Origin of the sequence: Vibrio sp. J2-3(2022) (assembly GCF_021725735.1) — a bacterium.
GTDB lineage: Bacteria > Pseudomonadota > Gammaproteobacteria > Enterobacterales > Vibrionaceae > Vibrio > Vibrio diabolicus.
In genome coordinates this window covers 493593-519556 of record NZ_JAKKCK010000002.1, presented here as the reverse complement: position 1 = coordinate 519556, position 25964 = coordinate 493593, and the positions used below count along the sequence as shown (strand labels likewise).

The following is a 25964-nucleotide window of genomic DNA, read 5'->3' as shown; positions in this document are numbered from 1 at the left end:
CATCATGGAACAAAATACGGACAACGTATTTAACTTCAGTGCAGGGCCAGCAGGTCTGCCTAAAGCAGTTATGCAGCAAGCACAACAGGAACTAATTGATTGGCAAGGTCTTGGTACTTCGGTCATGGAAATCAGCCACCGAAGCAAAGAGTTCATCAAAGTTGCAGAAGAAGCCGAGCAAGATTTACGTGATCTTCTGAATATTCCGGACAACTATAAAGTGCTGTTCTGCCAAGGTGGTGCTCGTGCTCAGTTTGCTGCTGTTCCTCTAAACCTACTTGGTGATGCCGAGACGGCAACTTACATCGACGGCGGTTATTGGGCTGAAAGTGCGGTAGCTGAAGCGAAAAAATACTGCGAGCCAGACGTATTTGATGCAAAAACAGAAATCAACGGAAAAGTAGCCGTTCTACCTGCAAACGAATGGAAAATTGCTCCAGAAGCGGCTTACGTGCATTTTTGTCCAAATGAAACCATTGACGGTATCGAGATTAACGATCTTCCAGTCACCGACAAACCAATCGTTGCTGACATGTCTTCGACGATTCTTTCTCGTGAGATTGATGTATCGAAATACGGTGTGATTTATGCGGGCGCTCAGAAAAACATTGGTCCTTCAGGCATTGCTATCGCTATCGTGCGCGACGACTTGTTAGGTATGGCGAAGCAGGTACTGCCAAGTATCTTGGACTATACTGTTCTGGCTGAGAAAGAATCAATGTTCAACACGCCACCAACCTTTGCATGGTACCTGTCTGGTCTTGTTTTCAAATGGTTGAAGGCGCAGGGTGGGGTAAAAGCGATCGAGCAAGTGAACCGCGCTAAAGCCGCACTACTGTATGATTACATCGATCAGTCTGATTTCTACCGTAATGGCGTGCACTCAGCAAACCGTTCTTTGATGAATGTGCCATTCCAACTTGCGAAACCTGAACTGGATGCGACGTTCCTTGAACTAGCCGATGCCAAAGGGCTGAAATCACTAAAAGGACACCGAGCCGTTGGTGGTATGCGAGCTTCCATTTATAACGCCATGCCGCTAGAAGGTGTACAAGCGTTAATCGATTTTATGCAAGAGTTTGAGAAAAACTACGCATAAAATCAAATTCACTGTTATTCATGAAAGCGTCGCAATTGCGGCGCTTTTGTTTATCTCAACTCACATCACTCCAGGAAGGTAAAATGACCAAGGCGAATATTGAAGCGCTGATCAAGCAGTTCCCACTCTTGGCGCCACTTATCGATCTTAAGGAGGTTTGCTGGTTTAACCCAAACATAACCTCTTTAGCAGAAGGTTTGCCCTATGTGGGGCTAGATGAGAAAGATATTCAAGCTGCGAGTGAACGGCTAGCACGATTTGCGCCTTATTTGATGAAAGCGTTTCCCGAAACGGAAGCTTCGCATGGCATCATTGAGTCTTCTGTGGTGGATGTTCCCAAGATGAAAGTGCGTTTGGAGCAGCAATACGACACGCCAATATTGGGTCGTTTAATGCTTAAAAAGGACAGCCATCTGCCAATTTCTGGTTCTATCAAAGCGAGAGGTGGCATTTATGAAGTGCTCACCCATGCAGAAAAGTTGGCGTTTGAAGCTGGCTTACTCTGCGAAACCGATGATTACAGCAAATTGTTCAGCAATGAGTTTCGGCAGTTTTTTAAGCAGTACAGTATTGCGGTTGGGTCAACGGGTAACCTCGGTATGTCCATTGGCATCATGAGTGCAAAGCTTGGTTTTTCAGTCTCGGTTCACATGTCTTCTGATGCGCGGGAATGGAAGAAAAATAAGCTCCGGTCACATGGCGTCAAAGTGGTGGAGTACCAGCAAGACTATGGTGTTGCCGTTGAGCAAGGTCGTAAAGAAGCTGAGCAAGACCCTAACTGCTTCTTTATTGATGATGAAAACTCGCAGACGTTGTTTCTAGGTTACTCTGTTGCGGGCGAGCGTCTAAAGCAGCAGTTTGATGACTTGGGAATCGTGGTTGATGAGCATCATCCGCTCTTTGTTTATCTACCCTGTGGTGTTGGCGGTGGGCCTGGTGGCGTGGCATTTGGTTTGAAAGTCGCGTTTGGTGATCAGGTTCATTGTATTTTCGCAGAGCCAACGCACTCTCCGTGCATGTTGTTGGGCGTGCATACCGGCTTGCATGACGAGATTGCGGTACAAGATTTGGGTATCGACAACATGACCGCTGCTGATGGATTAGCAGTAGGGCGTGCGTCGGGATTTGTCGGTAGAGCGATGGAAAGGCTAATTGATGGCTTTTACACCATTGATGATGCTCGTATGTATCACCACTTGGGTGAGTTAAGTGAACTAGAAGGCATTAACCTAGAGCCTTCTGCATTAGCTGGTATGGTTGGGGTAGTGCATGTCTCGAATAATCATGCTTATCAGTCTCGAATGCAATTTGACGAAGAAAAACTCAGAAACGCCACGCATCTTGTTTGGGCAACAGGTGGAGGCATGGTTCCGGAAGATGAAATGGCGGCTTATCTCAAAAAATCAGGTCGGTAAATCAGCCCTGTATACGTACTTAACTAGGCAATTGACAATATAGGAATAGCAAAAGGGCCCATCGTTTGATGAGCCTTTCTCGTCACAGAATATCGAATTATAGAGACTGTAATAGCTGGTAGTAACGACCTTTCTGAGCGAGTAGCGTTGGATGATCGCCTTGCTCGATGATCTCACCTTGTTCCATCAAACAGATGCTATCCATGTTTTCTAATTCTATAAGTCGGTGTGTAATGAATACCACTGTCTTATTAGCAAAGTGCTCATTGAAAAGCGCCATCACTTTTTGTTCCGTACGCTTATCGAGGCCTTCAGTCGGTTCATCTAAGAGTAGGATTGGGGCATCACGTAGCAATGCGCGAGCGATACCGATTCGGCGTTTCTCACCACCAGATAACTGACGACCACCGTCGCCTAACCAAGCATCTAACCCTGGAGCCTCAAGAAGGCCACCAAGTTCGACTTTTTGAAGAATCTCAGACAGTCGCTCATCACTTGCTTCTGGAGCGGCCATAAGTAAGTTGTCACGCAGTGTTCCATTCAGTACATCAACGCGTTGACTGACCACTGTCATTGCTTCTCGCAGGTCAGACTCGCTCCAATCTTGCAGTCTTGTACCACCGATTCGAACTTCACCTTGGTTAACATCCCAGTAGCGACAAAGAAGCTGAATGAGTGTTGATTTACCTGAACCTGTTTGACCTACAATTGCTGTTTTAGTGCCCAACGGTAGTGAGAGTGACAAGTCTTTCAGCACCTTTTGCTGACCGTCAGGGTAAGTGAAGTCAATGTTGTCGAATTCAATGTCTAACGTTGTGTCTTTATATTTTGATTGCTCAGGGAAGACAACGTCAGGTTCAGCCAAAATTACTTCATTTAAACGATGAGCAGAAGTCAACGTTTGACCCAGGTACTGGAACGCGCCCGCAATAGGCATCAAAATTTCAAAACTTGCCATCGTTGCAAATGCAAACAACGCAATCCAAGGATCAGGAGCACGACCTCCTACGCCGTCTGCAGCAAACCAAAGCATCACAACCAGTGTAAGACCGTTCACAAGCATAAGCAGGCCTGAAGCCATGCCCGTTAAATTCGCGTTCACAAACTGATTAGACAAAAGCTGCTTTTGCTTCTCTAGAATGAGATTGCGATAACGCTCTTCTGCTCCAAAGATACTCAGTTCGCTGTAGCCTTGAAGCCAGTCCAGAGTCGCCACTCGCAACTGCGCTTTATGATGAGTGAGATTCTCGCCATTGTTTTTACCCAGTTTATAGAACAGCACCGGCCATACAAACAACATGACGGTAAGAATCGAACCAAGCAGCAGGGCGAGATGCCAGTCAAAAAATGCCAGGACAGCCGTTAAACTTAGTATCCCAAAAATACCAATCACGACAGGGCTGATAAGTCGAAGATAAACGTGATCCATCGCATCTACGTCCGCCACTAGGCGGTTGAGCAGATCAGCATCACGCATCGTAGAGACACGACCCGGAATCAGTGGTGCAAGTTTCTTAAAGAAGAAGATACGTAGATCGGTAAGTAACTTGAACGTTGCATTGTGGCTAACGACACGTTCTCCCCATCGACCTGCGGTTCGAGCCATTGCAGCGCCGCGTACCCCGGCACCTGGTAACATGTAGTTGAAGGTCTCACGAGCAACCGTCAAGCCTGCCACCGCAGCGGCTGAAATAAACCAACCCGATAGCGTTAATAAGCCAATAGATGCAGCTAAGGTTAGAAATGCCAATAGCATACCTAGAGAAAGACCAAACCAATGTTTCTTATAGAGTTTTAGATAAGGGAGTAAATCACGCATCTAAGTTCCCCTTGTCTGTTTCACGTTGTGCGAGGTTCGCTTCCAACATGTCTTTAAATAAGCCATCTTCTGTCGACAGTGTGTCGTAATCACCACGTTGAACAATCTGGCCGTCCTGCATAACAAGAATTTGCGATACGCTTTGTAAAGGTGCCAACTGGTGAGTAATCATCAAATTCGTTGTGGCATGTGCGTACTTGTTAATGCCTTCCATGACGAGTTTTTCACTACGAGCATCTAAGCTTGCGGTCGGTTCATCTAATAACCAAAAACGACCATTTTGTAGCATAGCGCGAGCCAACGCTAAACGCTGGGCTTGGCCGACAGATAAACCACCAGAGCGGTCAGATATCGGGTAATCCAACCCATGCATTTCAACAAATTCAGCAGCATGAGAGTCATTCAAAACAGAATGAACGTCTGCATCTTGAATGTTGTGTTTGCCTAACGTGACGTTATCTCGAATGCTGCCATGTAATAGCATTGGGTTTTGACCAATCCAGCTTACGGCCTCTCGCCATGTGGTGAGATCCAGTTGTGACAATTCACAACCATTAATCTTCAAGCTACCTTGATAAGGCATGAAACCGAGGATGGTGTTTACCAAGCTTGTTTTACCTGCGCCACTTGGTCCAACTAAAGCCGTACTTTTGTTGGCTTCAAGAGAGAAGGATAGGGGACCCGCGAGCTGCTTACCTTCCGGACTAAAAATGGTTAACTCGTCCGCTTCAATATGGATGGGACTACTCTTATCTAACGCTTGGGTGCCATCTTTGACTTGATCGACTTCCAAATCCAGAAACTCGACAATGCTTTCTGCTGCGCCAACCGCTTGCTGTTTCGCATGATAGAACGTGCCCAAATCACGTAATGGCTGATAAAACTCTGGCGCAAGAATCAGAATGAACAAACCAGCAAACAGCGTAACACCTGTGCCGTAGTAGCCGAAATCGAGCTCTCCGATATAACTAAAGCCAAAGTAGACGGCGGTAATTGCGATAGAAATGGAAGTGAAAAACTCTAAAACCGCAGAAGATAGAAACGCGATTTTCAGAACGTCCATGGTGCGAGTACGAAAGACTTCCGAAGCACCCTTAAGAGTTTCAGTTTCAGATTTTGTTCTATCGAATAAGCGAATGGTCGTCATTGCTTGCAAGCGGTCATAAAAGTGACCGGACAAACGCTGCATCGCTTTAAAGTTTTTACGGTTTGCTTCTGCGGCTTTCATCCCAACCAGTGCCATGAAAATAGGCACCAGTGGTGCAGTGACTAGGAAGATCAAGCCTGCCGCCCAGTTTACTGGGAATACGACAACCAAAATAATGAAAGGCACTAGTACCGATAATGACATCTGAGGCAAGTAGCGAGAGAAGAAATCTTGCATATCTTCTACCTGCTCTAAGATGAGCGTCGCCCAGCTGCCGGCAGGTTTGCCTTTGATGTAAGCTGGCCCAAGTTTATGAACTTTATCTAAAATGAGTTGGCGAATATAAACTCGAATTTGCTCACCGCAACGGTAACCGGCAAGCTCTCGACCCCAGGTACAAGCAGCTCGACCGATAACCGTGCCACCAAGCCCAACAAAATGCCAAATGAGGTCGGCTTTGTCGACTTGGTCAATGATTAACTGGTGCAGAATGGAGGCGAGCAGGGCTGCTTGAGCCAATAAAAACACGCTTGAAAGTACGCCTAGGCCTATCGCAATCATAAGCCAGCGCTTGGCTAACTTACTTTGTTGCTTAAGCCACTTATTCAAGCTGCTTTGCTTTTTCTTATCCATCGTGAAGGCTTAATGATAATTGTTTTAATGAGGCGGTAGTATACAAAAGAAAACCCAGCGGGAATACCGCTGGGCTTTAAGGATATGACACAAATGTGAAAAGTTATTTGTCACCAAGTGAGTCTAAGAAACGCTCAGCATCTAATGCCGCCATACAACCTGTACCTGCTGATGTGATAGCTTGACGGTAGTTATGGTCCATAACGTCGCCTGCTGCAAATACACCTTCAATGCTAGTTTGTGTAGCGTTGCCTTCTAGGCCAGACTTAACGATGATGTAGCCATCTTTCATGTCTACTTGGCCTTCAAAGATTTGTGTGTTTGGCTGGTGGCCGATCGCAATAAACGCGCCCATCACTTCAAGGTCTTCAGTCGCACCTGTGTTGACGTCTTTAATACGAACGCCAGTTACGCCCATGTCGTCGCCAAGTACTTCATCGAGAGTTCGATCGGTATGAAGAACGATATTACCGCTTTCAACTTTATCCATCAGACGTTTCACAAGGATCTTCTCTGCACGGAATGAATCGCGGCGGTGGATCAGGTGAACTTCTGACGCAATGTTAGATAGGTAAAGTGCTTCCTCAACAGCAGTGTTACCACCGCCCACAACTGCAACTTTCTGATTACGGTAGAAGAAACCGTCACAGGTTGCACAAGCAGAAACGCCGCGACCTTTAAATGCTTCTTCAGACTCAAGGCCAAGGTATTTTGCTGATGCACCCGTAGAAATAATCAATGCGTCACATGTGTACTCGCCAGAATCGCCTTTTAAACGAAATGGGCGTTGTGATAGTTCTACTTCGTTGATGTGATCAAACACGATCTCAGTTTCGAAACGCTCGGCGTGCTCTTTCATGCGATCCATCAATGCAGGACCTGTCAGACCTTCAGCGTCGCCGGGCCAGTTTTCAACTTCAGTAGTGGTGGTTAGCTGACCACCTTGTTGCATTCCCGTCACAAGCACAGGGTTTAGGTTGGCACGCGCTGCGTAGACGGCAGCTGTGTATCCTGCTGGACCAGAACCAAGAATTAATAGTTTACAATGTTTTACGTCGCTCATTATGGCTCCAAAAAGGGCTGAACATTTCCCTCGATTGTATGGAAATTCTTAGTGCTTTAAAAGCATAAACAACGATTGTGATCGAATAATTGGTTATAGATTAGAACCCACTAAAGATTGATAAAGAACGTTGACTTCTAGCATAAAATTCTATTCGTAGTAGAGAAGTCTAGTTTCAAATATCGCCAAAGCGCAAAACTGAAACATGGTTCTGTATTTTTGCTTTGGATTGGTTTGTTGTGTTGTTTTTGTTGTTTTGTTGAAGCTATCAACGTTAAAAGCTGGCAATTACAGAATATTTGCGTAACCTAGTGTGTAAATTAAATGTTAATTAATGTGCCTCATTAAAGGAGACAATGATGTTACATTCACGTGAGAATACTCTGCATTTAACACAGCTCAGCATGGCAGCAATTGAGCAGCTTTCCCCATCGTTTGAAGAACTGCCTCGTACCGAGCATGCAGATGGTCAGTATCGACTAAGACGTTATTCTGTGGTTGGTTTTGATAACGGCAAAGTCATTGACTTAAACAAAAACAGCTTTGTTCAATCGTCTGATATCAACCGATTCCAAGGTGATGTTGTAAGACAATTTGAGCCGATTGAGAAGGATATTCTCACCAGTGATGGTTTCCGAGAAATGTGCGAATTGTTTGTCAATGCGAATCATTTGCCTAACGGCCAGGAAATAGAAATTCACCAAATCCGAATCACAGCGCTAGAAGAAGAAACTCAAGTGGCACCTGAAGGTGTGCACCAAGACGGTTTTGATCACATTGCAATGGTTGGCGTAGGACGTCATAACATCATTGGTGGTGACATCATGCTGTACAGCAGTCATAACCAAGCCCCATTTTTCCGTAAGGTGTTAGAAACGGGTGAGGTTGCAATATTGGCAGACAGTAAACTGTGGCACAATGCGTGCCCAATCCGTTCTGTCATTGATGATGAAGCGGGTCATATGGATGTGTTTGTACTCACGGCTACGGATAAGCGCAATGAACTTCAATCTTAATCTGATCAGGGAGCAGTTTCCGGCGCTCGCTCAATACCATAACGACAAACCTGTGACGTTTTTTGATGGTCCAGGCGGGTCACAGGTACCTCAATCAGTGCTAGACAGCATGGTGGGATATTTAGGTCGTTTCAACGCCAACTTAGGCGGGCATTATTTTTCTAGCCAAAAGACGGTTGACGTGATGCAAAATGCACGCGAGTCAGCGCAAGCTCTGCTAAACGCGCCGTCGTCTGGCAATATCGTCTTCGGCGCGAACATGACATCGTTAACCTTTCAGCTCAGCCGTGCGATTAGCCGAGATTGGCAAGAGGGAGATGAGATCATTGTTTCTGCTTTGGACCACTATTCGAATGTGTCTAGCTGGCAGCAAGCGGCAGAAGATAAAGGCGTTACGGTTCATCAGGTTCGTATCAACGAAGATGATTGTACGTTGGACTTGGAGCATTTAAGCAGTCTTCTTTCTGATAAAACGCGCCTTGTAGCGGTGACCTATGCATCGAATACGACTGGTTCTATCGTGGATGTGCAGCGAGTAGTAAGCATGGCGCACAACGTTGGGGCACAAGTTTATGTGGATGCCGTTCATTATGCGCCGCATCATTTGGTTGATGTTCAAGCGTTAGGCTGTGACTTTTTAGCTTGCTCAGCTTACAAGTTTTTCGGCCCGCACGTTGGTATTGCTTACATAGCCGATCAGTGGCTGCACAGTATTCGTCCGTACAAAGTCGAGCCTGCTACCAATATTGGCCCAGGCCGATTTGAAACGGGGACGCAAAGTTTTGAAGGTCTTGCTGGTGTCGTTGCTGCGGTTGAGTATCTGGCTCAATTTGGTGAAGCCAGTTTACCCCTTCGTCAACGATTGGAGCAAAGTTACCAATTGTATGAACAACATGAGCAACGCTTGAGTGAGCGATTCTTACAGCGTCTGAGTGCAGTAGATGGTGTCAATCTATTTGGCATTGCGAAAGAAGATAGCCAGCTCCGCACACCAACTTTTGCGCTAACATTCGACCGATATTCTCCAGAGTTTATCGCGAAAACGCTGGGTGAACACAACATCTGTGTTTGGAACGGCCACTTTTATGCGCTGGGCTTAGTTCGTCAACTTGGTCTAGAAGAGTCGGGTGGTGTGGTACGAATTGGTTGCATGCATTACAACACAATAGAAGAAGTCGACATGTTGTTCGATGTACTAGAAAACATCCTTGATGCGTAACTGATTATATCTTCCTGATAGAAAAAAAAGCTCGAGTCAAACTCGAGCTTTTTCGTTTTTATTTCAACAAACCAGCTATATATATGTATATGCAGCTAGGCGCTTACTTCCACTTCATAGGAAGTGAATTTTCTTACGTTGATCACGCCAGTGTCAAAAATGAGGTATTGACCTTTGATGCCTTGCAAAGTGCCAGTAACAACCGGGTTTTTATCGAAATTATGCGAGGTGATCTTAGTTGGGTGCTGTTGCACCGGGTAGCTAAGGTCGGTAATGCTTTCGCTTAATATTTCAATTGCATCTTCACCGAATTGCTGTTTTATCTCAGCAATCTTATCTTCGACTAAAGGTAATAGCTCAGCAAAACGATCTTGCAGTGCCATTGGTTCACCGTCGCCTTTCAGCAGTGTGCGCCAATTGGTTTTATCTGCGATATGTTTCGCCAGTTCAACTTCAATTAAACCGGAGATATGGCGAGTTTTTACCTTAAAAATTGGCAAACCCTGAGTCGCACCTTGATCAATCCAACGAGTTGGGATTTGCGTATGACGAGTGATACCAACTTTTAAGCTGGATGTATTGGATAGGTAGACAAAGTGATCCACCATGCAGTTCTCTTCGCCCCATTGTGGTTCGCGACAAGTCCCTTGGTCGTAGTGACAAGTCTCTGGCTTCATGATGCACATATCGCAGCTTGCTAGCTTTTTCATACAGACAAAACAATGGCCTTGCGAATAACTCTTTTTCGTTTTCTTACCACATGAGCAACAAAAAATATTGCCCGTGTGAGTCAGTGTGAGCGTTTTACCCAGAAACGGCGATAGATCAATCTCTTCCTCACCAACAGGTAGACGGTAACTGACAGCACCGTCCAGAGATGCACGCATTTTATTTAGCGTACCAGTTGCAATTAATGACATGACATTACTCATTATTGTGTTTTTGCACAGTATATCCGAAGTGGTGATGAGATGCAGGGTTGACAGACACATTAAAGCGAAATGTATAGCTCTGAAATGTTATGCACTGGCCTTCATGGGTTAGGAAATACGGCTGTGAAATGCTTCGCAAATAACAAGTGAACCGCATTTTTGAGAGATTTAAAAACGTGATAACGGTTCAAAACACGTTACCATGTATCGAAAGTAAGAACGAAGGCTAAAAGTAATTTTGTTTCTTGATAAATGACTTTGTTTGAAGTTCGAAAAATCATTGAGTACATTGTGTTGTATATAAGCTGAGCAGGTCACTCGCCCATGAAGTGGATCCATAAATTTATCTTTGCCCTCTCTATTTGCACTATTAGTTTGGTTGCGCTTTATAGTGTTCTTGGCGATACACGAAAGCTGACCATTACACCAGAACATTTCAATATCTATGCGACTAAAGACGCCAGCGAAGGTGGCTTGAGTGAGGCTGATATTATTTACGATAAGCAAAGCCTAGTTCTCAGCTGTGACTTAAAGCAAAGCTCGTATGCTTGGCCTTATTGCGGAATCTCTGTTTATACCGATTCCACAACGCCAACACAGGGGATTGACCTTTCCAATTACCATACGATTCGATTGAAAGTGAGATATGAAGAGGCGGGGGTGGGGCCCAATCCGAGCCATGATTTGCGTTTATATCTGCGCAACTATAACCCTGAGTATTCCAAACCAGACGACGAGTACACGATTAAATACAATGGCATGCAGTTTTCTCCGTCCGGTTCAAACGACATCATCGAAATTCCGATTAAAAATTTACAGGTGATGACGTGGTGGTTAGTAGACAACAAAGTCGCGATTGAACACTCTGCACCTGAATTTTCAAACATCACACGTATTGATATCGCGACCGGATCTGGTGCGGCACTTGGCGAGCACAAAATTGTGATTGATAAAATTGAGTTTGAAGGCGCTTACCTTGCACAAGAAACGTTACTGTATGCGCTCTTACTCTCTTGGATGGCGCTTGGACTGGCATTTTCGCTGCACGAATTACGAAAAAATCGAGTCGCTTATGAAAAAGCGAAAAAACGTCATCGTCATTTAGAGAAGGTGAATGGTACGTTGCGAGCTCAAAACTATGAGTTTGCAGAGTTGGCGCATCGCGATGCGTTGACGGGAGCGATGAACCGTCACGCAGTTCAGCACTGGCTTGAGCAGCAATCACGGCAAGTTCGCTGGGGGCATAGTACATTCAGTATCCTTTATATGGATTTGGATAAATTTAAGAAGGTGAATGACAAATTTGGGCACCAAATGGGGGATGACATATTGCGCGAATTTGTCATGGTGGTGGCAAGTTCCATCTACCCAGATGACCGACTTGTTCGTTGGGGGGGAGAAGAATTTGTTGTATTTTGCCCTGACACCAATATTGATCAAGCTGTGAAGAAGTCGGAAATGATTCGCAAAAATGTGGAGAGTCATTTGTGGGTACACGGTGAATCATTAACATGCAGCATTGGCGTCGCCCAAATGCAAAATGAACGCGTCTCAGAAACCATGGCGAGAGCAGACGAAGTGCTTTACCAAGCGAAGCGCAATGGTCGCAACCGAGTGGAAGCTCATTATGGTTTACTTGCTTGCGAAAAGAAACAAGCCTGATAGCCGTTCACTGAAAGGAAAGAAAAAAGGTGGCCAACTGGCCACCAAGAGGGAAACTGCTGAACACCACTTAGGGGGAAGTTTGGGTCATCGATGTGATTACCGTGAGCAGCAGTGTAGTGCTAATCGAGCTTGCTGTTTTTTACCAGAACAACCAAGCGAAAAGCGTTAGTGCAGCAATACAGGCAATATTTAAGACGAAACCAATTCGCATCATTTCTTTTTGCTTGATATGGCCCGTACCGAACACAATCGCGTTTGGAGGTGTTGCAACTGGTAACATAAATGCACAAGAAGCGGCCACGGCAATCAATGCTGAGAGAATGACCGGAGACATGCCTAAAGCTTCTGCGATGGTTGCAAATACAGGGACCAGTAGTGCAGCACTGGCGGTGTTACTCGCAAACTCAGTCAAGAAGACAACAAAAGCAACTACAGCAAGAATCGTCAGAAGGATACCTGCTTGCTCAAGGAAGCCCGATAAGCTATGAGCCAAAAATACGCTTGTACCGGTTGCTTTTAGGACGTTACTCAAACAGATGCCACCACCAAATAGGATTAACACACCCCAGTCGGTTGTTTTCTCAATATCTTTCCACTCGACGGCGCGAGAAGCCCCAAGCAGAAGGATCGCACCTATTGCGACAAGGGTATCGAACTTAGCGAAGCCACCTAGCATAGCGTTAATAGGCTTACTGAAAATCCACAACGTGACCGTCAGTAAGAAAATCGCCAGTGTAATCATTTTGCCGTTTGTCCACTCGACAGGTTGATGGTCAAGGTCAAACTTGTGGCTAAGGTCAGGCTTAGTCATGGTGTACAACACGAGAATAGCGATTGGCATTAGTACTAATGAGATAGGCACACCGAGCTTCATCCATTCAGTAAAACTTAGGCCAACTTCAGCTGCTGCAATTGCGTTTGGTGGGCTACCAACCAGCGTTGCAATACCACCAATCGAAGCACTGTAAGCGATGCCGAGCAGAACAAACAAAAAGGTATTGTGATTTTTCTTCGCGTCTAGCTTTGTCATCACACCCAGTACAAGAGGCAGCATCATAGCGGCAGTGGCGGTGTTTGAAATCCACATTGACAGGCCAGCACTCACACCAAATAGCATGAATACAGCGACAGACATTTTGCCTCTTGCGAGCAACAGCACTTTATCAGCAATAGCTTGGTCTAACTTCTGTTTATGCAAAGCTGCAGCAAGTGCAAAACCACCTAAGAATAGAAAGATGATGGAGTTGGAGAAGTTGTTCAGTGCGGTCTGAGTATTAAACACGCCTAAAAATACCGCAAGTAATGGTATGAGTAGCGCGGTTATGCTGACGTGAATCGCTTCGGTTAGCCAAAGAATAGCAACAAAAACTAAGATGCTCAGGCCGGTTACTACTTGTGGCTCAAAGGGTAGGGTATTAAACAAGATAATGAACAATACGATATTCGCGTTCAAAATCATGCTGTTGCGAGTGAAGAACCAGTTCTTCAATGTCACAGCGAGTGCGGTCATGGGTAGTGCTCCTTTTGCATTGCCTTTTGTCGGTTTTTTTATGGCAAAGTAACTGACTTGTAGTTATTTATTGATTAAATGTTACTTGGAATGCAAAAAAGAGTTTTGCCTGAATCGTAGAGCAAATTAGAAAATGTGATGTTGAGAATTGGAAATGGGTAGAAAACTACCCATTTGTTTTATAGAAATGTTATTAGCCTTGTGAGCTGCGTGATTCCTCTATTCGACGGGAACTTGCAGAGGCTCATTAGATATTTTTTCAGGCTCTTTTACTGCAACGATAGGTTCTTGAGGACCAAGAAACTTGGGCTGCGTATTAATAATGTAGAGGTCTAAAAAGGCTTTCACACGGGCGAGCAACTCTCGAATACGCATTGATGTTTTTTGTTTGTTTGTCGTAGGTCCTGCTACCGCAAGACACTGCGCATCAATGTTGTAAGCATCGGCAATAAACAGCGCTCGCTCACAATGGAAGCGCTGAGTCACAATCAGAAAGCGCTCCGAAGCAAAAATCTTTTTCGCCCTCACAATCGAATCTAGAGTACGAAAGCCAGCATAATCAAGGTGAATCACTTCCTCAGGCACGCCGGCTTTAAGTAAGTCGCGTTTCATCGTCCACGGTTCGTTGTAGGAGCGATGGGCGTTATCGCCACTCAATAAAAACTGTTTTACTTTGCCTTGGTTGTAAAGCTCAATCGCCGCATTAATGCGATGAGTGTAGTAAGTGTTGAGGATCTTACCGATGTATTTACTGGTACCGAGAACCACAGCAACCTCATGTTGAGGTATTTGTTCGTATTCAGTGAAAATGCTTTCTTTGGCTTGTAAAACCACCCACCGGTCGATGGCAATAACAGAAACAAGCAGACTAAGTACAGAGATCGACAAAATCAAAGCAAGTCGCTTCCAGGAAAATTTCAGCTTCCACTTTGATCTTATGCGAGAAAACAACAAAACGTTTTATATCCTTAACTAAAAATGTAGTTCTCATCATATCTGATAGAAACAAAAAGAGAGAAGCCCATTTATGCCAAAATCTGGTTAGGATGATAAAAAAATAAAAGCCCCTACATGGTAGGGGCTAATTATTAAACGAAATGTCTCAAGCTTAAAACGCAGTGCGTTTGTAGCGACGGTAAACCGGCTGCCAGAACGATTGCTCAATCGCTACGTTTAATGCTTCATCAGTAATTTCTAATGCCACACCTTGTTCGATTGCCTTCTTACCAACAGCAAACGCGATCTTTTTCGATACCGAGTGAATCTCTTCCAACGGTGGAAGTAGTGCACCACGACCGTTGATTGCTAGAGGAGAGCATGTTGCGAGCGCACGGCTCGATTCCATTAGCATTTCGTCGGTGACACGTTTTGCGTTTACAGCAAGTACACCAAGGCCAATGCCAGGGAAGATGTAGCTGTTGTTACATTGTGCAATAGGGTAAGTGCGACCTTCATGAACCACAGGCTCAAATGGGCTCCCTGTTGCAACCAGTGCTTCACCATTTGTCCAACGAATGATGTCGTTCGGTGTTGCTTCTACGCGGCTGGTTGGGTTCGACAGTGGGAAGACAATCGGACGCTTACAGTGTTTATGCATTTCTTCGATGACTTCTTGGCTAAATAGGCCAGGAGCACCAGAAACACCAATCAGTACCGTTGGTTTGGCGTTACGCATAACATCGAGGAGTGAGAAGCCATTTCCTTCATTTTCCCACTCTTTCGTATTGATATGCTTTTGCACCAAACGTTGTTGGAAATCAAGAAGGTTAGGCATGCCTTCTTGTAACAGACCCCAACGGTCAACCATGTAAACTTGTGAGCGAGCTTGATCGTCAGAAATCCCTTCCGATACCATTTGTGCGATGATCGCTTCTGCGATACCGCAGCCAGCAGAGCCAGCGCCCAAGAAGGTGATACGCTGCTTAGACAGCTGAGTGCCTGCTGCTTTACAGGCGGCAAGTAGAGAGCCAACAGTAACGGCCGCCGTGCCTTGAATATCATCATTGAAGCAGCACACGCGATCTTTGTAACGCTCAAGAAGAGGCATCGCATTTTTCTGAGCAAAGTCTTCGAACTGGATCAAGGCATCAGGCCAACGGCGCTGTACTGCTTGGATAAACTCTTCTACAAATGCATCGTATTCTGCACCCGTAATACGAGGATGACGCCAACCCATGTACATCGGATCAGCTAAGCGTTGCGGGTTATTGGTACCCACATCAAGCACGATTGGTAGCGTGTAAGCAGGGCTGATACCACCACACGCGGTATAAAGTGACAGTTTACCAATAGGAATACCCATGCCGCCGATACCTTGGTCACCCAAGCCAAGGATACGTTCGCCATCTGTCACAACAATCACTTTAACGTTGTGGTTTGCTGCATTATTCAGCAAGTCGTCAATACGGTCACGGTTCGGGTATGAAATGAATAGACCACGACCACGACGGTAAATGTTAGAGAAGTTTTCACATGCTGCGCCGACAGTTGGCGTGTAGATGATAGGCATCATCTCAGAAATGTGGTTTTGCACTAGGCGGTAATACAGTGTTTCGTTGGTGTCTTGGATATTACGCAGATAAATGTGCTTATCCATATCGCTTTCGAAACTCTTGTATTGCTGGTAGGCACGTTCCACCTGCTCTTGGATGGTTTCGGTAGACTCTGGAAGCAAGCCTTCTAAGTTGAATGAACTACGTTCTTCAGCAGAGAATGCACTGCCTTTGTTCAAAAGAGGGGTTGCTAAAAGAGCCGGACCCGCATATGGAATATATAGTGGGCGTTTATCGTTGTTCATTGGGTGCCTTATGTAGGGTTGAAGGATGCGCACTAAATTTTAACGGGTTCACCATTTAGTTGTAAACATGCGTTGATGCACATCAATGTAATGTCGCAAAAAAACTCAGATACCGCCGAAAATATCGGCAATATTGGTTGTTTAGAGATACCTAAAGCAGGATTTTTTTACTTGGGTATAATGTTCTGCATCATCAAATCAAATCCAATTTCTATGTTTCAACTACCTATCGACAGCCTGCAAGCTGAGTTTGACCAACATGTGAACCAAAACCATCTCGTGGTGGAAGCCGAAACCGGGTCAGGTAAATCTACCCGTTTGCCTATGTGGGCGGCAAAACACGGACGCGTGCTGGTTATTGAACCACGTCGAATTGCTTGTACCTCGTTGGCTGAATATCTTGCGGAGCAATCTGGTGAGCCAATAGGTCGCAAAGTCGGTTACGCGATCAAGCTTCATGCCTACTTTGATGAAAAAACCGAAGTTGTATTTGTGACTCCGGGAGTCGCACTGCGTTGGTTTGCGGAAAACAAGCTAGCAGGTTTCGATATCGTGATAGTGGACGAATTTCACGAGCGACGCTGGGATATTGATCTATTAACCGCAATTTTGAAGCAAGAAAATAAACATCGGTTGATCGTCACTTCCGCTACGCTGGAGGGAGAAAAGCTAGCGCGTTACCTGAATGCGAAGCGTCTGCGATCTGAAGGGCGTTGCTTTCCAGTCACGGTGACACATCGTTCTTTAGACAGCCGTTATTTACCGAGTAAGAAGGGATGTGAACAAGAGGTTGTCAGAGCGGTAAAAGAAGCATTGGAAGATGAAGATGGCGATATTCTTGTTTTCCTGCCTGGACGCAAAGAGATCACCCAATGTGCTCAGATGCTACAAAGTTGCGGCGAAGTCATGGTGGTCAAACTTCATGCCTCGGTTAGTGATGAAGAACGGCACCGCGCGTTAACTACGCAAAGACAACGAAAAGTCGTATTGGCAACCAATGTTGCGGAAACCTCCTTAACGATACCTAACATCCGAGTTGTCATTGATAGCGGCTTAGAGCGTCGAACCATTCAACGTAACGGTCGCACAGCGTTAACGCTGACCCACATTTCTAAGGCCAGCGCCGCGCAGCGAATGGGGCGGGCGGGCCGTGTTGCTGAAGGGGCTTGTATTCGTCTATATGGTGAACACGCGCCTTTAGAATTAGTGACGCCTCCAGAATTGCACAGAGAAGAGCTCGTTGAGCCCATGCTGGCAGCGGCTTGTTGTGGATACCGTCTTTCAACACTCGATTTTCTCGACTCAATTCCTCCAAAGTCGCTAGAGGCATCTCATTCGACGTTGTTATCTATGGAAGCGATTGATGAGGATGGCAATGTCACGCAGCATGGGAGAAAAGTATATCCACTACCCATTGATGCACTGTTTGCCGATCTCGTTACCAGAATTCAAGCGAAGACAGAGAAGGAAGCAATGATTGATTTGGCTGCCGCCTTATCTGTGCCTGCGCAGCTCTATCAGCGACAAAGTGGTGAAGTTGCTGAGCTTCTATCTCAAGAGGAACCATACGGATGTGATGCCTCTTTGCTTATCCGTTTGGTTCGGGGGGAACGACTTCCGGGCATTGTCATTGATGCCAGCGCACTCGAAGAGGCACAAGGTTTAGCGAAACAAATGCGAGAAGTATTTGAATTACCGGAACTTGACGTTGCCTCTCGATATAAACGTGAAGCGCTCTTTTTCTCCATCGCCTCATTGCACCCTGAGCTTGTGTTTGTCCGACGAGCTCGTCGAAGAGATGCTCTAGGAAATGGCGTAGTCGAGATGCTGGTTGGGCGTAACAGCCGCTTTCCTCATAAAGAAGAAGCGGCCATTGTGCTAGATAGCCATAGCGTGCCAGGACGAGGCGTTAAGCAAACACTGAACCTCGCATCGGTCATGATGCCTATCCCGCTGACGTTGTTACGCGAACTTGAATTTGGGGAGTGGCAACAAGGTGAGACGAATTATGAAGAAGAGACGCCAAGAGCAACAATGCATTTGGTCTACGCCGGGCGAACAGTCTGTTCTGAACACCAAGCGTTACAAGGTGATGTTGCTGTTCAGTCTATTGTCGAAATGATAGAAGACGAGACCCTGTTACCAGGTTTTGCTTCTCAAAGAAAACAACAAATCCAACACTGGAAACTCTACAACGCATTGGGCCTTAATGTCGAAGAAGAAGAGGTTAACGACTTGGCCTCCTTGACATTTTCTAGCTGGTTAAAGGAGCAGTTGGAAACATTAGGCGTTGAAAATGTCGATGATATGGCGTTGTTTGAACCGGAAGACTTAACATTTAACGGTGTTCCGGAATGGGAATACGACGATTTCACGGAGCAGTACCCTTTAGAACTTTCGCTGCCAGAACTCCAACTGGATGTTGAGTATTACGCGTCTCGCAAGCTGGTACAGGTCATTTATCGAGAGGGAAACCGTAAGGGAGACCCGAAGCGCTGGGAGCTGCCACGCTGGGCTGGTTGGAAGATACAGTATAAAAAGGCCAGTCGAGTGATTGATGTGAAGTAGGTAGGCGGATGACGTTGTGACAAGAATTGATATTTTTTTGGTGAATCTATAATAATTTCATATTGATAGCGTTACTTACGTGTTGTTTTTAGTTTCTTAATTGAAATATTAATCAATTGAATGCTTATATATGGCGAAGCTGTACATCAGTTGTTACAAAGCTGGTTTTAATATTTCCTTTTGTATGTAAATTAGGGCATAAAAGACGAATGTTTTATATCCCATTGCTATATCAAAACAGTTGAACGATATTTGGTATATCTCATTTTCGAGTGTCGGGGGCATAGAATGGATCAACAAGGAAAGACGTGCATTGAATTCGACTACACTAGCTTTTTAGGAGCGACAGGTAGTAAGAAATGGACCTTTTTAGAGGCATTTGCCACCATCGCGCCTATTTTCGGTTTGATGTGGAAACAGAACATTGCGGAATTGAGCAAGCCTGAAGATCGGTTGTGGGATGCCGCATTAAAATCGATGTCTTCTCGTAAAAGTGATGAATCCAATTTGGTCCGCTTAACCCAGCTAGCTAAACATGAAGGGATCAATGAATTGCGAGTCGTTATGCCATATTCGCTCGATGTTCAGCAAATCGAGTACATAGAATCTCGCAGTCAGTTGAAGGTGGATACGTCAGAACAAGATGTCCTTAACATCAAGTTTTAGGCTGAGCATTTCCACTTCATCGATGTACCACTTAACAATAGTGCAATGAAAAGCGACCTCAAAGTAGGTCGCTTTTTTATTTTGAGGTTTTTGTCACAGGTCTTGGAAGTGTGATGAATATAGAGTATTTGCACTTAAATTAACAAAAATGTAACGTTTGGAAATGCAATTGTCATAACTAGCTTCTAACTTTGTGTTTTTAGGACAAATTACCGACTAAGTGGTTGGTACTGTAAGTTCGAATTAACGTCCCTTATTGGCACACAAGGATGATTGAGTCACCACGTCATTTGGGCATAAAAACAAACACAATAAGAAAGGAAGTCAATATGTCTTTGTCTCGTCGAGACTTTATGAAAGCTGCCTCCTCAACGGCTATTGTTACCGGGCTGGTGGGCTGTGGTAGCGATGCTAGTGAGTCTGTTGCGGTTACCTTTGAGCACGGAGTGGCGAGTGGAGATCCTACTCAAACACAAGTAATCATTTGGACTCGTGTTACAACCTCAGCGAGCTACGCAGATGTAAGCTGGCAAGTTTCATCTAACGAAAATTTTACTGATATCGTGCAAAGTGGCACTTTTGCCACAGACACGAGCCGAGATTTCACGGTAAAAGTCGATGTTCAAAATCTCAACGCAAATTCTCGCTACTACTATCGATTCATGGTTGGAGATGTCACTAGCGAAGTCGGGCAAACTCAAACATTACCAGAGGATGGTGTAGAAAAGGCATCCATGGCGGTTGTTTCTTGTGCAAACTATCCTGCAGGCTATTTCCATGTGTATCGAGAGATCTTAAATCAACATGAACAAGACCCGTTTGATGTGGTGCTTCATCTCGGTGATTACATTTATGAGTATGGTGCTGGTGGCTACGCTAGTGAAGATGCTGAGGCACTAGGGCGAGAGCCAAGCAAAGGCACTGAATGTATTACCTTAGATGATTACCGAAAACGGTATGCGCAATATCGCCAAGATGCTGATCTGCAAGCGTTACATGCGAGCCTACCAATGATTGCTGTCTGGGATGACCATGAGCTTGCAAATGATACTTGGAAAAATGGTGCGGAAAACCATCAAGAAGAGGAAGGCAGTTTTAATGATCGTCGTGCAGCTGCGGCTGCCGCGTGGACAGAATGGTTGCCCGTTCGTGAAAACACTTTCTCAAACATGCTGATTTACCGTCAGTTTTCGTTTGGAAGTTTAGTCAATTTGATGATGCTCGATACGCGACTTGTGGGGCGTGATAAACCGTTGGATTACTTCTCGCTCAGCTCTCCAACGATGGAAGCGATTGGCGGTTTAGTTGCTCAGTCGCGCAGCGAAGACCGAGAGCTGTTAGGCGCTGACCAACTCGCTTGGCTGATGGATGCGTTCAGTACGCACGACGCAACTTGGAATGTGCTAGGGCAACAAGTGTTAATGTCTCGTATGGAGTTGCCAAGTTCGGTTATGGCCGCGATGTTTCAATTGTTTACTGCCACTGAAGAACAAAAAACAGAGGCGTTATTAGCAGTAAACTCTGCGATTACGGGTTACCTCTCTGACCCAAGTTCAGATACCATTGCTTTGCCATATAACCTAGATGCATGGGATGGTTACTACGTTGAGCGAGAGAAAGTTTATCAACTGGCCAAAGCCAACAGTGGTAACTTTGTCTGCTTGGCAGGAGATACGCACAACGCATGGGCAAGTGAGCTGAAAGACGTATCTAAGCATCCTATCGGGATAGAGTTTGCAACTAGCTCGGTGAGTTCCCCTGGGCTAGAGGCCTACCTAGCGTTAGATCCTGTTGCGATCGCTCAAATGGAATACACGTTGCCGCACTTAGTGTCAGAATTACAGTGGGCAGACATCAAACAGCGTGGCTTTATGCGCGTTACTTTTACGCCCGACAAGGCAGAGTCGACCTGGTATTTCGTATCAACGATTAAAGACAAAACATATCAGGTGACGACCAAGTCAGCCTCCACAACAGATGGCACTACGTTAAATATCGGCTAAACTGAGCCTAATACGAAAAAAGTCCGCAGGCTATTGCGGACTTTTTATTGGAAAGCGTTTAGCAATCTAGCGACAGTGCTAGTCAATCAATCCGTATTCTTTGCTCAGAACTTCGATGATTTCCGCTTTCGGATTCTCACTCAAATGAATCGGCTTGCCTGTAATCTTCTCGGCAATACCAATGTAGGTGCTCGAAATCGCCATCAAAGATTCGACGGGTAAAGCATTATCACGAGCGAGTGCTTCGCGCTCTGGCATACGTTCTTTGTTTAGCAAGATATCTGGGTCAGGGAAGTGGTTAAGTAGGAACTGGCGGAAACCTTCTTTTGAGTTCTCTACGATGTGACCTGCTTGGTACTCTTTAGCATCCCATATACGAGACGAGTCTGGTGTACCCACTTCATCCATGTAAATCAGCTTTTCATTGCCAGCGGCATCATGAACATAACCAAATTCGAATTTGGTATCGACAAAGATTTGGTCGATTTCTTCTAACGCTTGGCTGATAACGTTAAAGCCTTCTTTCAGCAGTTTTTCGTAGAGTGCAATATCGTCGGCACTTGAGAAGTTAAATGCTTCGTAGTTGTCTACGATGTTTTGACGAGTAATATTCACGTCGTCCGCTTCTGGCACACCGGGAATGCCTTTTAGAATGCCTTTTGTGGATGGGGTCATGAGCAACTCTGGCAGTGCTTTGTCTTTTTCTAACCCTTCAGGAAGTTGGATTCCACAAAACTCGCGCTCGCCATTTGCGTAAGCGCGCCACATCGAACCCGTGATGTATTTGCGGCAGATGGCTTCGATTTTTACCGGTTTGGCTTTTTGTACAATCCAAACAAAAGGGTGAGGAATGTCTAGAATGTGGCTATCTGCTAAGCCATTTTCTTTGAACAGTTTGAACCAGTGATTAGAAATCGCATTAAGCGCAGCCCCTTTACCCGGGACACCATTAAGACCACCTTCAGCATGCCAAATACAATCGAATGCAGAGATTCGGTCACTAATCACCATGATAGCCAAAGGCGCATCTGGAGCGACATCGTATCCTTTTTCTTTGATCAGTCGGGCGCTGTCTTCTTCAGTTAACCAGTAAACTGAACGAACTTTTCCGCTATGAACGGGGTTATGGGTGCGAATTGGCAGGTCGTCATTGACGGCAAGTACTTGATTAGCAAGGCTCATTGCGACATTCCTATCATCTTAATCAAACGTCAGAAAGAGAAGATATTCAGCAAAATGTGGGCGCTGAATAAATCGAATGTGGGCATCATACCAGAACTATTTTAACTCGCCAGAGAAAAAGCAAACGTTTGCCTGTTTTCTTTAATACAAAAAAAGCCCCCTTAAAAAGGAGGCGAGATGCAGGATGGATAACGTCGAACTTATTAGTGGTACTTATTAACTCTGCCTTCGACGAAAAAGACTTCACACTGATAGCGTTGCGCCATGTCGTGCAACATCGATTGATTCATAAGTGCAATTTTATTTGATGCGACAACAGCACTGGCATTACCTGATCGGATGGCTTTGATCACGATCTCGACTTCTGAAAGCTGTTGAGAAGGCTTCATTTGAATCACGTTTCTACAGCAAATATTAGAAGCAGTGAGTTGTTCAAAGTCAGGGCGAGGGCAGCCTGCTGTAAACAAAATCCATTGTTTCTGCTGCGATAAAACAGCCAGCTTAGATAGAAGCTGATCCGAAACGGCCATGGGCTTAGTTGCTTGTGCCAATACGTTGTAACGAGAGTATGTATGAGATTGACTTTGTAACTGCATCTTACTGTTCCTTTATACATGCTGTATGCTTGTACAGTAGTTTGTTTTGGCGACCTGATCAACCAGTTTCTCAAAAGTTATTTGCGTTTTTTTGAGAAGGAAACAAAAGGATTTTATTTTAAGTGTCTGAATTTATTTGGTTATTTTTCATTTCTGATATGTCTAACATCAATTTAAAAATGTGAGATGAGTAGAAAATTGGACGAGAGACATACAGGGGATTACTACTGTATATACAGGTGTTTTTTCACGGGCAGTGGTTTGTATACAGTAGGAGAGGGGCTGATAACCGATGCGACATGCTATGTAGGATAGGAGGGAATACGAGATAGAGATTGGAAATAGGGCTTGGCCGATCAAAAAAGCGCCTTAAAAGGCGCTTTTGAAAATCAGTTCCGTTGATTCCGTCTTGCTTAGCTCGCTCGTTGCAAGCGTTCGCGCATTTGCAATTCGCCTTGGTTAAATAGGCGCACGTCGATTTTCGCCATGTCGTAACAAGCTTTACATGAGTAATGGTGCTTGCCATCTAAATAATCGTGACGAGTTACAAGACTAGGTTTTTTACACCAATCACAGGTGCCTTCTTCAGTGAACATTGATTTTCTCCCCACCTAGATTAATTTGAGTCGTTAGGTGTTATTTTGCGCCGGGCATTATGGCATAAAAGCGAGACTTAAGTTAAATGTCTGTTAATTTGTTTGAGAGGGAGATCGATTGCGGCGCTTGATTATATGGGTCTAAAAGCATGCTAGCCAAAGTGTCTCGACCTGTTTTTACTGTTTTGTAACATTTTGTGAGACAAGCTTAAAGGCATGATTGAGTCGCTTCATTTCTTCTTCACTGCCTCTTGTGTCCGGATGATAAAGCTTTGATAGCTGTCTATAGCGTAGCTTTATTGCTTGTAAATCAGGGATGTGTTGTGGTGTGTAGCCAAACATGGCGCATGCGACGCTTAGCTTATGGTTCTCTGCCTGGGTTTTGGATTTCTTAAATTCTTTGAATACTTTCTCTAGCTGACGTTTCAGTTGCTTGTTCGTAAACTCTAGCTCTTTAACTTTTGCCGCCATTCGTTGATTTTGGCTTTCCTCTTTGGCTTCAAGCGCTTTTCTATTCTGCTTAAGTTTCTTGATTACGAGAAAACTTAAGCCGCTGATGATGAGTATCGCCGCTAGCCAAAGCAGCCATAGAAACTGCGAGTATTCTACGTTGGGTTTTGCAATTGTTGTGCTTTTCTCTTCTTGTGTTTGCTCCGCCTTTTTATCGAGCGACTTTATTTGCGAGACTTGTTTAGCTCGCAGTTGATTGAAGCGCTGCTCTAACAGTTGATTATAAGCCTGTTCTGCTGCTGGATTATGCTGAGAAGCCATTTGATACAAAGCTTCAGTCAATTGAGAAGCTGTGACCTTATCTTGATTGCGCTGAATAAAGTTAGCGAGAAGAAAGCCCCGATCGGTTGGATCATTGAGTGCGATAGAGGTTAGCCAATATAACGCTTGTGTTTCATTTTTTTCGCCATATATCCCCTCAGCAAAGTCGTTCGCGAGCTGTTTTTGCGCAGGGAGGTAACCTTGGTTGGCGGATTGCTCTAGCCAGTAGCGTGTTTCTGTTGAGGCTTCAGCTTTGTTTGATGCCAATAATTGTTGTGCGTACTCGTATTGTTCTATGGGGTCATTTGGAGCTTGAGAGGCAAGCGAGTAACCAGAAAAGCAGAGGCTAAATAAGAAGAGTAGGGCAGACGTTTTGACAGACATTGATATGTCAGGCCTAACGATTATGGTTAGGCCTGCTCCGGTAATTTTTTATTATTACCGCTATGGTGCAACCAAATTACTTCAGTGGCAAGATCTGGATTTCAACACGACGGTTGCACGCACGACCTTCAGAAGTTTGGTTTGAGCAAATTGGGTTACGTTCGCCGTAGCCACGTGCAATTGCACGACCAGGTGCAACGTTTTGAGATACTAGGAATTGACGTACGGACTCTGCACGACGCTCAGACAACGTTTGGTTGTATGACTCACTGCCCGTGCTATCAGTGTAACCGTCGATAACAAGGCTGGTATCTGGGTATTCAACCAAGATGCGAGCAACACCGCGTAGCGTATTATGAATGCTAGCATCAAGCTGGTAAGAGCTTGAAGAGAAGCCGATACCATTTTCCATACGCAGTAAAAGCTGGTTCTCACCAACACGCTGAACTTGTACACCAGAGTTTAGCAAAGCGCGACGCAATTCTGCTTCTTGTTGGTCAAAGTAGTAACCAACGCCAGCGCCAGTCGCTCCGCCTGCGGCCGCACCAATGAGTGCATGCTGACGACGTTCTTTAGCGTCATCGCCCGTTGCTAGACCGATTGCTGCACCAGCGATAGCACCAATAAGCGCGCCTTGCGTGGTTGAGTTAGTTTCGTATTCACCCGTTGTTGCATTTTGGCGTTGAGTGGCTTGACAGCCAGTAAGAGCTAGCACTAGAGCTAGTGCAATAGGCATCTTTTTCAAGGGAAAATCTCCGTATAAAACTGAGGCGAAACCATGCCTCATAATGGGATGCGAATTATGAATAAGTAAGCATTGATATTTGTTATGAGAAAGTAAGATTGATAAGAGTTTCTGTAAGAAAATTCTTATCGTTACTAT

20 protein-coding genes are annotated in these 25964 nt (G+C 45.1%); 8 read left to right on the top strand and 12 right to left on the bottom strand.

The annotated features are described in order from the left end of the window. The first annotated feature begins 4 nt into the window (after window positions 1-4). Both serC and L3V27_RS10400 read left to right on the top strand, forming a co-directional pair. Window positions 5-1099 (top strand): 3-phosphoserine/phosphohydroxythreonine transaminase, encoded by a 1095-nt coding sequence (serC, locus tag L3V27_RS10405; RefSeq protein WP_085343139.1) that lies wholly within the window; start codon window positions 5-7, stop codon window positions 1097-1099. A gap of 83 nt (window positions 1100-1182) precedes the next feature. After that, complete coding sequence (locus L3V27_RS10400) at window positions 1183-2514, top strand: D-serine ammonia-lyase (RefSeq protein ID WP_237311808.1); 1332 nt, start codon at window positions 1183-1185, stop codon at window positions 2512-2514. Between the two features lie 97 nt (window positions 2515-2611). Here L3V27_RS10400 and cydC read toward each other — a convergent pair whose 3' ends face one another. From cydC to trxB, 3 genes are all read right to left on the bottom strand, one after another. Further along, on the bottom strand, window positions 2612-4333 hold the full coding sequence (gene cydC / locus L3V27_RS10395; protein WP_237311807.1) for a cysteine/glutathione ABC transporter ATP-binding protein/permease CydC: 1722 nt from the start codon (window positions 4331-4333) through the stop codon (window positions 2612-2614). Further along, window positions 4326-6113 (bottom strand): cysteine/glutathione ABC transporter permease/ATP-binding protein CydD, encoded by a 1788-nt coding sequence (cydD, locus tag L3V27_RS10390; protein ID WP_237311806.1) that lies wholly within the window; start codon window positions 6111-6113, stop codon window positions 4326-4328. Before cydD ends, cydC begins: the two co-directional genes overlap by 8 nt. A 103-nt stretch (window positions 6114-6216) precedes the next feature. After that, complete coding sequence (trxB, locus tag L3V27_RS10385; RefSeq protein ID WP_005393195.1) at window positions 6217-7176, bottom strand: thioredoxin-disulfide reductase; 960 nt, start codon at window positions 7174-7176, stop codon at window positions 6217-6219. A gap of 359 nt (window positions 7177-7535) precedes the next feature. Between trxB and L3V27_RS10380 the strand changes: the two genes are divergently transcribed. Further along, window positions 7536-8192 carry a 2OG-Fe dioxygenase family protein gene (locus tag L3V27_RS10380; RefSeq protein ID WP_005393193.1) on the top strand — a complete coding sequence of 219 codons (657 nt, stop codon included), beginning with the start codon at window positions 7536-7538 and terminating at the stop codon, window positions 8190-8192. After that, on the top strand, window positions 8176-9411 hold the full coding sequence (locus tag L3V27_RS10375) for a cysteine desulfurase-like protein (protein ID WP_167426683.1): 1236 nt from the start codon (window positions 8176-8178) through the stop codon (window positions 9409-9411). The genes L3V27_RS10380 and L3V27_RS10375 overlap by 17 nt, the downstream gene beginning before the upstream one ends. A gap of 95 nt (window positions 9412-9506) precedes the next feature. Here the strand turns inward: L3V27_RS10375 and L3V27_RS10370 are convergent, their stop codons facing one another. Beyond that, window positions 9507-10331, bottom strand: coding sequence for a DUF2797 domain-containing protein (locus tag L3V27_RS10370; protein WP_005393189.1), 825 nt, complete (start codon window positions 10329-10331; stop codon window positions 9507-9509). A 336-nt stretch (window positions 10332-10667) separates the two neighbouring features. On the opposite strand from L3V27_RS10370, the gene L3V27_RS10365 reads away from it, so the two are divergent. Next, window positions 10668-12005: a GGDEF domain-containing protein gene (locus L3V27_RS10365; RefSeq protein WP_167426682.1), complete on the top strand. Its 1338-nt coding sequence runs from the start codon at window positions 10668-10670 to the stop codon at window positions 12003-12005. A 142-nt stretch (window positions 12006-12147) separates the two neighbouring features. Here the strand turns inward: L3V27_RS10365 and L3V27_RS10360 are convergent, their stop codons facing one another. From L3V27_RS10360 to L3V27_RS10350, 3 genes are all read right to left on the bottom strand, one after another. Further along, window positions 12148-13518, bottom strand: a complete 1371-nt coding sequence (locus L3V27_RS10360) for a DASS family sodium-coupled anion symporter (protein WP_005395853.1) — start codon at window positions 13516-13518, stop codon at window positions 12148-12150. Window positions 13519-13737: 219 nt separating this feature from the next. Then, window positions 13738-14472, bottom strand: coding sequence for an ElyC/SanA/YdcF family protein (locus L3V27_RS10355; protein WP_031780501.1), 735 nt, complete (start codon window positions 14470-14472; stop codon window positions 13738-13740). A gap of 154 nt (window positions 14473-14626) precedes the next feature. Beyond that, window positions 14627-16315 carry an NAD-dependent malic enzyme gene (locus L3V27_RS10350; protein ID WP_237311805.1) on the bottom strand — a complete coding sequence of 563 codons (1689 nt, stop codon included), beginning with the start codon at window positions 16313-16315 and terminating at the stop codon, window positions 14627-14629. 213 nt (window positions 16316-16528) lie between these two features. Here L3V27_RS10350 and L3V27_RS10345 point away from each other — a divergent pair, with 213 nt between their 5' ends. From L3V27_RS10345 to L3V27_RS10335, 3 genes are all read left to right on the top strand, one after another. Further along, window positions 16529-18883, top strand: a complete 2355-nt coding sequence (locus tag L3V27_RS10345; protein WP_237311804.1) for a helicase-related protein — start codon at window positions 16529-16531, stop codon at window positions 18881-18883. Between the two features lie 288 nt (window positions 18884-19171). Then, window positions 19172-19549: a hypothetical protein gene (locus L3V27_RS10340; protein WP_005377965.1), complete on the top strand. Its 378-nt coding sequence runs from the start codon at window positions 19172-19174 to the stop codon at window positions 19547-19549. A gap of 329 nt (window positions 19550-19878) precedes the next feature. Further along, window positions 19879-21552, top strand: coding sequence for an alkaline phosphatase D family protein (locus L3V27_RS10335; protein WP_164666180.1), 1674 nt, complete (start codon window positions 19879-19881; stop codon window positions 21550-21552). A 78-nt stretch (window positions 21553-21630) separates the two neighbouring features. Here the strand turns inward: L3V27_RS10335 and L3V27_RS10330 are convergent, their stop codons facing one another. The 5 genes from L3V27_RS10330 to L3V27_RS10310 all read right to left on the bottom strand — a co-directional run bounded on the left by L3V27_RS10330 (window position 21631) and on the right by L3V27_RS10310 (window position 25817). After that, window positions 21631-22734, bottom strand: a complete 1104-nt coding sequence (locus L3V27_RS10330; protein ID WP_237311802.1) for a phosphoribosylaminoimidazolesuccinocarboxamide synthase — start codon at window positions 22732-22734, stop codon at window positions 21631-21633. Between the two features lie 203 nt (window positions 22735-22937). Then, window positions 22938-23330, bottom strand: coding sequence for a SulA-like leucine-rich domain-containing protein (locus L3V27_RS10325; RefSeq protein ID WP_237311801.1), 393 nt, complete (start codon window positions 23328-23330; stop codon window positions 22938-22940). A gap of 413 nt (window positions 23331-23743) precedes the next feature. Further along, on the bottom strand, window positions 23744-23926 hold the full coding sequence (locus L3V27_RS10320; protein ID WP_005377960.1) for a hypothetical protein: 183 nt from the start codon (window positions 23924-23926) through the stop codon (window positions 23744-23746). A gap of 177 nt (window positions 23927-24103) precedes the next feature. Then, window positions 24104-25081: a J domain-containing protein gene (locus L3V27_RS10315; protein WP_237311799.1), complete on the bottom strand. Its 978-nt coding sequence runs from the start codon at window positions 25079-25081 to the stop codon at window positions 24104-24106. 76 nt (window positions 25082-25157) lie between these two features. After that, window positions 25158-25817, bottom strand: a complete 660-nt coding sequence (locus L3V27_RS10310) for an OmpA family protein (protein WP_005377956.1) — start codon at window positions 25815-25817, stop codon at window positions 25158-25160. Window positions 25818-25964: the final 147 nt, after the last annotated feature.

Excerpts from the sequence above, each read along its gene's own strand:
- serC (WP_085343139.1), top strand. The coding sequence starts at position 5 with ATGGAACAAAATACGGACAACGTATTTAACTTCAGTGCAGGGCCAGCA.
- L3V27_RS10400 (WP_237311808.1), top strand. The coding sequence starts at position 1,183 with ATGACCAAGGCGAATATTGAAGCGCTGATCAAGCAGTTCCCACTCTTG.
- cydC (WP_237311807.1), bottom strand. The coding sequence starts at position 4,333 with ATGCGTGATTTACTCCCTTATCTAAAACTCTATAAGAAACATTGGTTT.
- cydD (WP_237311806.1), bottom strand. The coding sequence starts at position 6,113 with ATGGATAAGAAAAAGCAAAGCAGCTTGAATAAGTGGCTTAAGCAACAA.
- trxB (WP_005393195.1), bottom strand. The coding sequence starts at position 7,176 with ATGAGCGACGTAAAACATTGTAAACTATTAATTCTTGGTTCTGGTCCA.
- L3V27_RS10380 (WP_005393193.1), top strand. The coding sequence starts at position 7,536 with ATGTTACATTCACGTGAGAATACTCTGCATTTAACACAGCTCAGCATG.
- L3V27_RS10375 (WP_167426683.1), top strand. The coding sequence starts at position 8,176 with ATGAACTTCAATCTTAATCTGATCAGGGAGCAGTTTCCGGCGCTCGCT.
- L3V27_RS10370 (WP_005393189.1), bottom strand. The coding sequence starts at position 10,331 with ATGTCATTAATTGCAACTGGTACGCTAAATAAAATGCGTGCATCTCTG.
- L3V27_RS10365 (WP_167426682.1), top strand. The coding sequence starts at position 10,668 with ATGAAGTGGATCCATAAATTTATCTTTGCCCTCTCTATTTGCACTATT.
- L3V27_RS10360 (WP_005395853.1), bottom strand. The coding sequence starts at position 13,518 with ATGACCGCACTCGCTGTGACATTGAAGAACTGGTTCTTCACTCGCAAC.
- L3V27_RS10350 (WP_237311805.1), bottom strand. The coding sequence starts at position 16,315 with ATGAACAACGATAAACGCCCACTATATATTCCATATGCGGGTCCGGCT.
- L3V27_RS10345 (WP_237311804.1), top strand. The coding sequence starts at position 16,529 with ATGTTTCAACTACCTATCGACAGCCTGCAAGCTGAGTTTGACCAACAT.
- L3V27_RS10340 (WP_005377965.1), top strand. The coding sequence starts at position 19,172 with ATGGATCAACAAGGAAAGACGTGCATTGAATTCGACTACACTAGCTTT.
- L3V27_RS10335 (WP_164666180.1), top strand. The coding sequence starts at position 19,879 with ATGTCTTTGTCTCGTCGAGACTTTATGAAAGCTGCCTCCTCAACGGCT.
- L3V27_RS10330 (WP_237311802.1), bottom strand. The coding sequence starts at position 22,734 with ATGAGCCTTGCTAATCAAGTACTTGCCGTCAATGACGACCTGCCAATT.
- L3V27_RS10325 (WP_237311801.1), bottom strand. The coding sequence starts at position 23,330 with ATGCAGTTACAAAGTCAATCTCATACATACTCTCGTTACAACGTATTG.
- L3V27_RS10320 (WP_005377960.1), bottom strand. The coding sequence starts at position 23,926 with ATGTTCACTGAAGAAGGCACCTGTGATTGGTGTAAAAAACCTAGTCTT.
- L3V27_RS10315 (WP_237311799.1), bottom strand. The coding sequence starts at position 25,081 with ATGTCTGTCAAAACGTCTGCCCTACTCTTCTTATTTAGCCTCTGCTTT.
- L3V27_RS10310 (WP_005377956.1), bottom strand. The coding sequence starts at position 25,817 with ATGCCTATTGCACTAGCTCTAGTGCTAGCTCTTACTGGCTGTCAAGCC.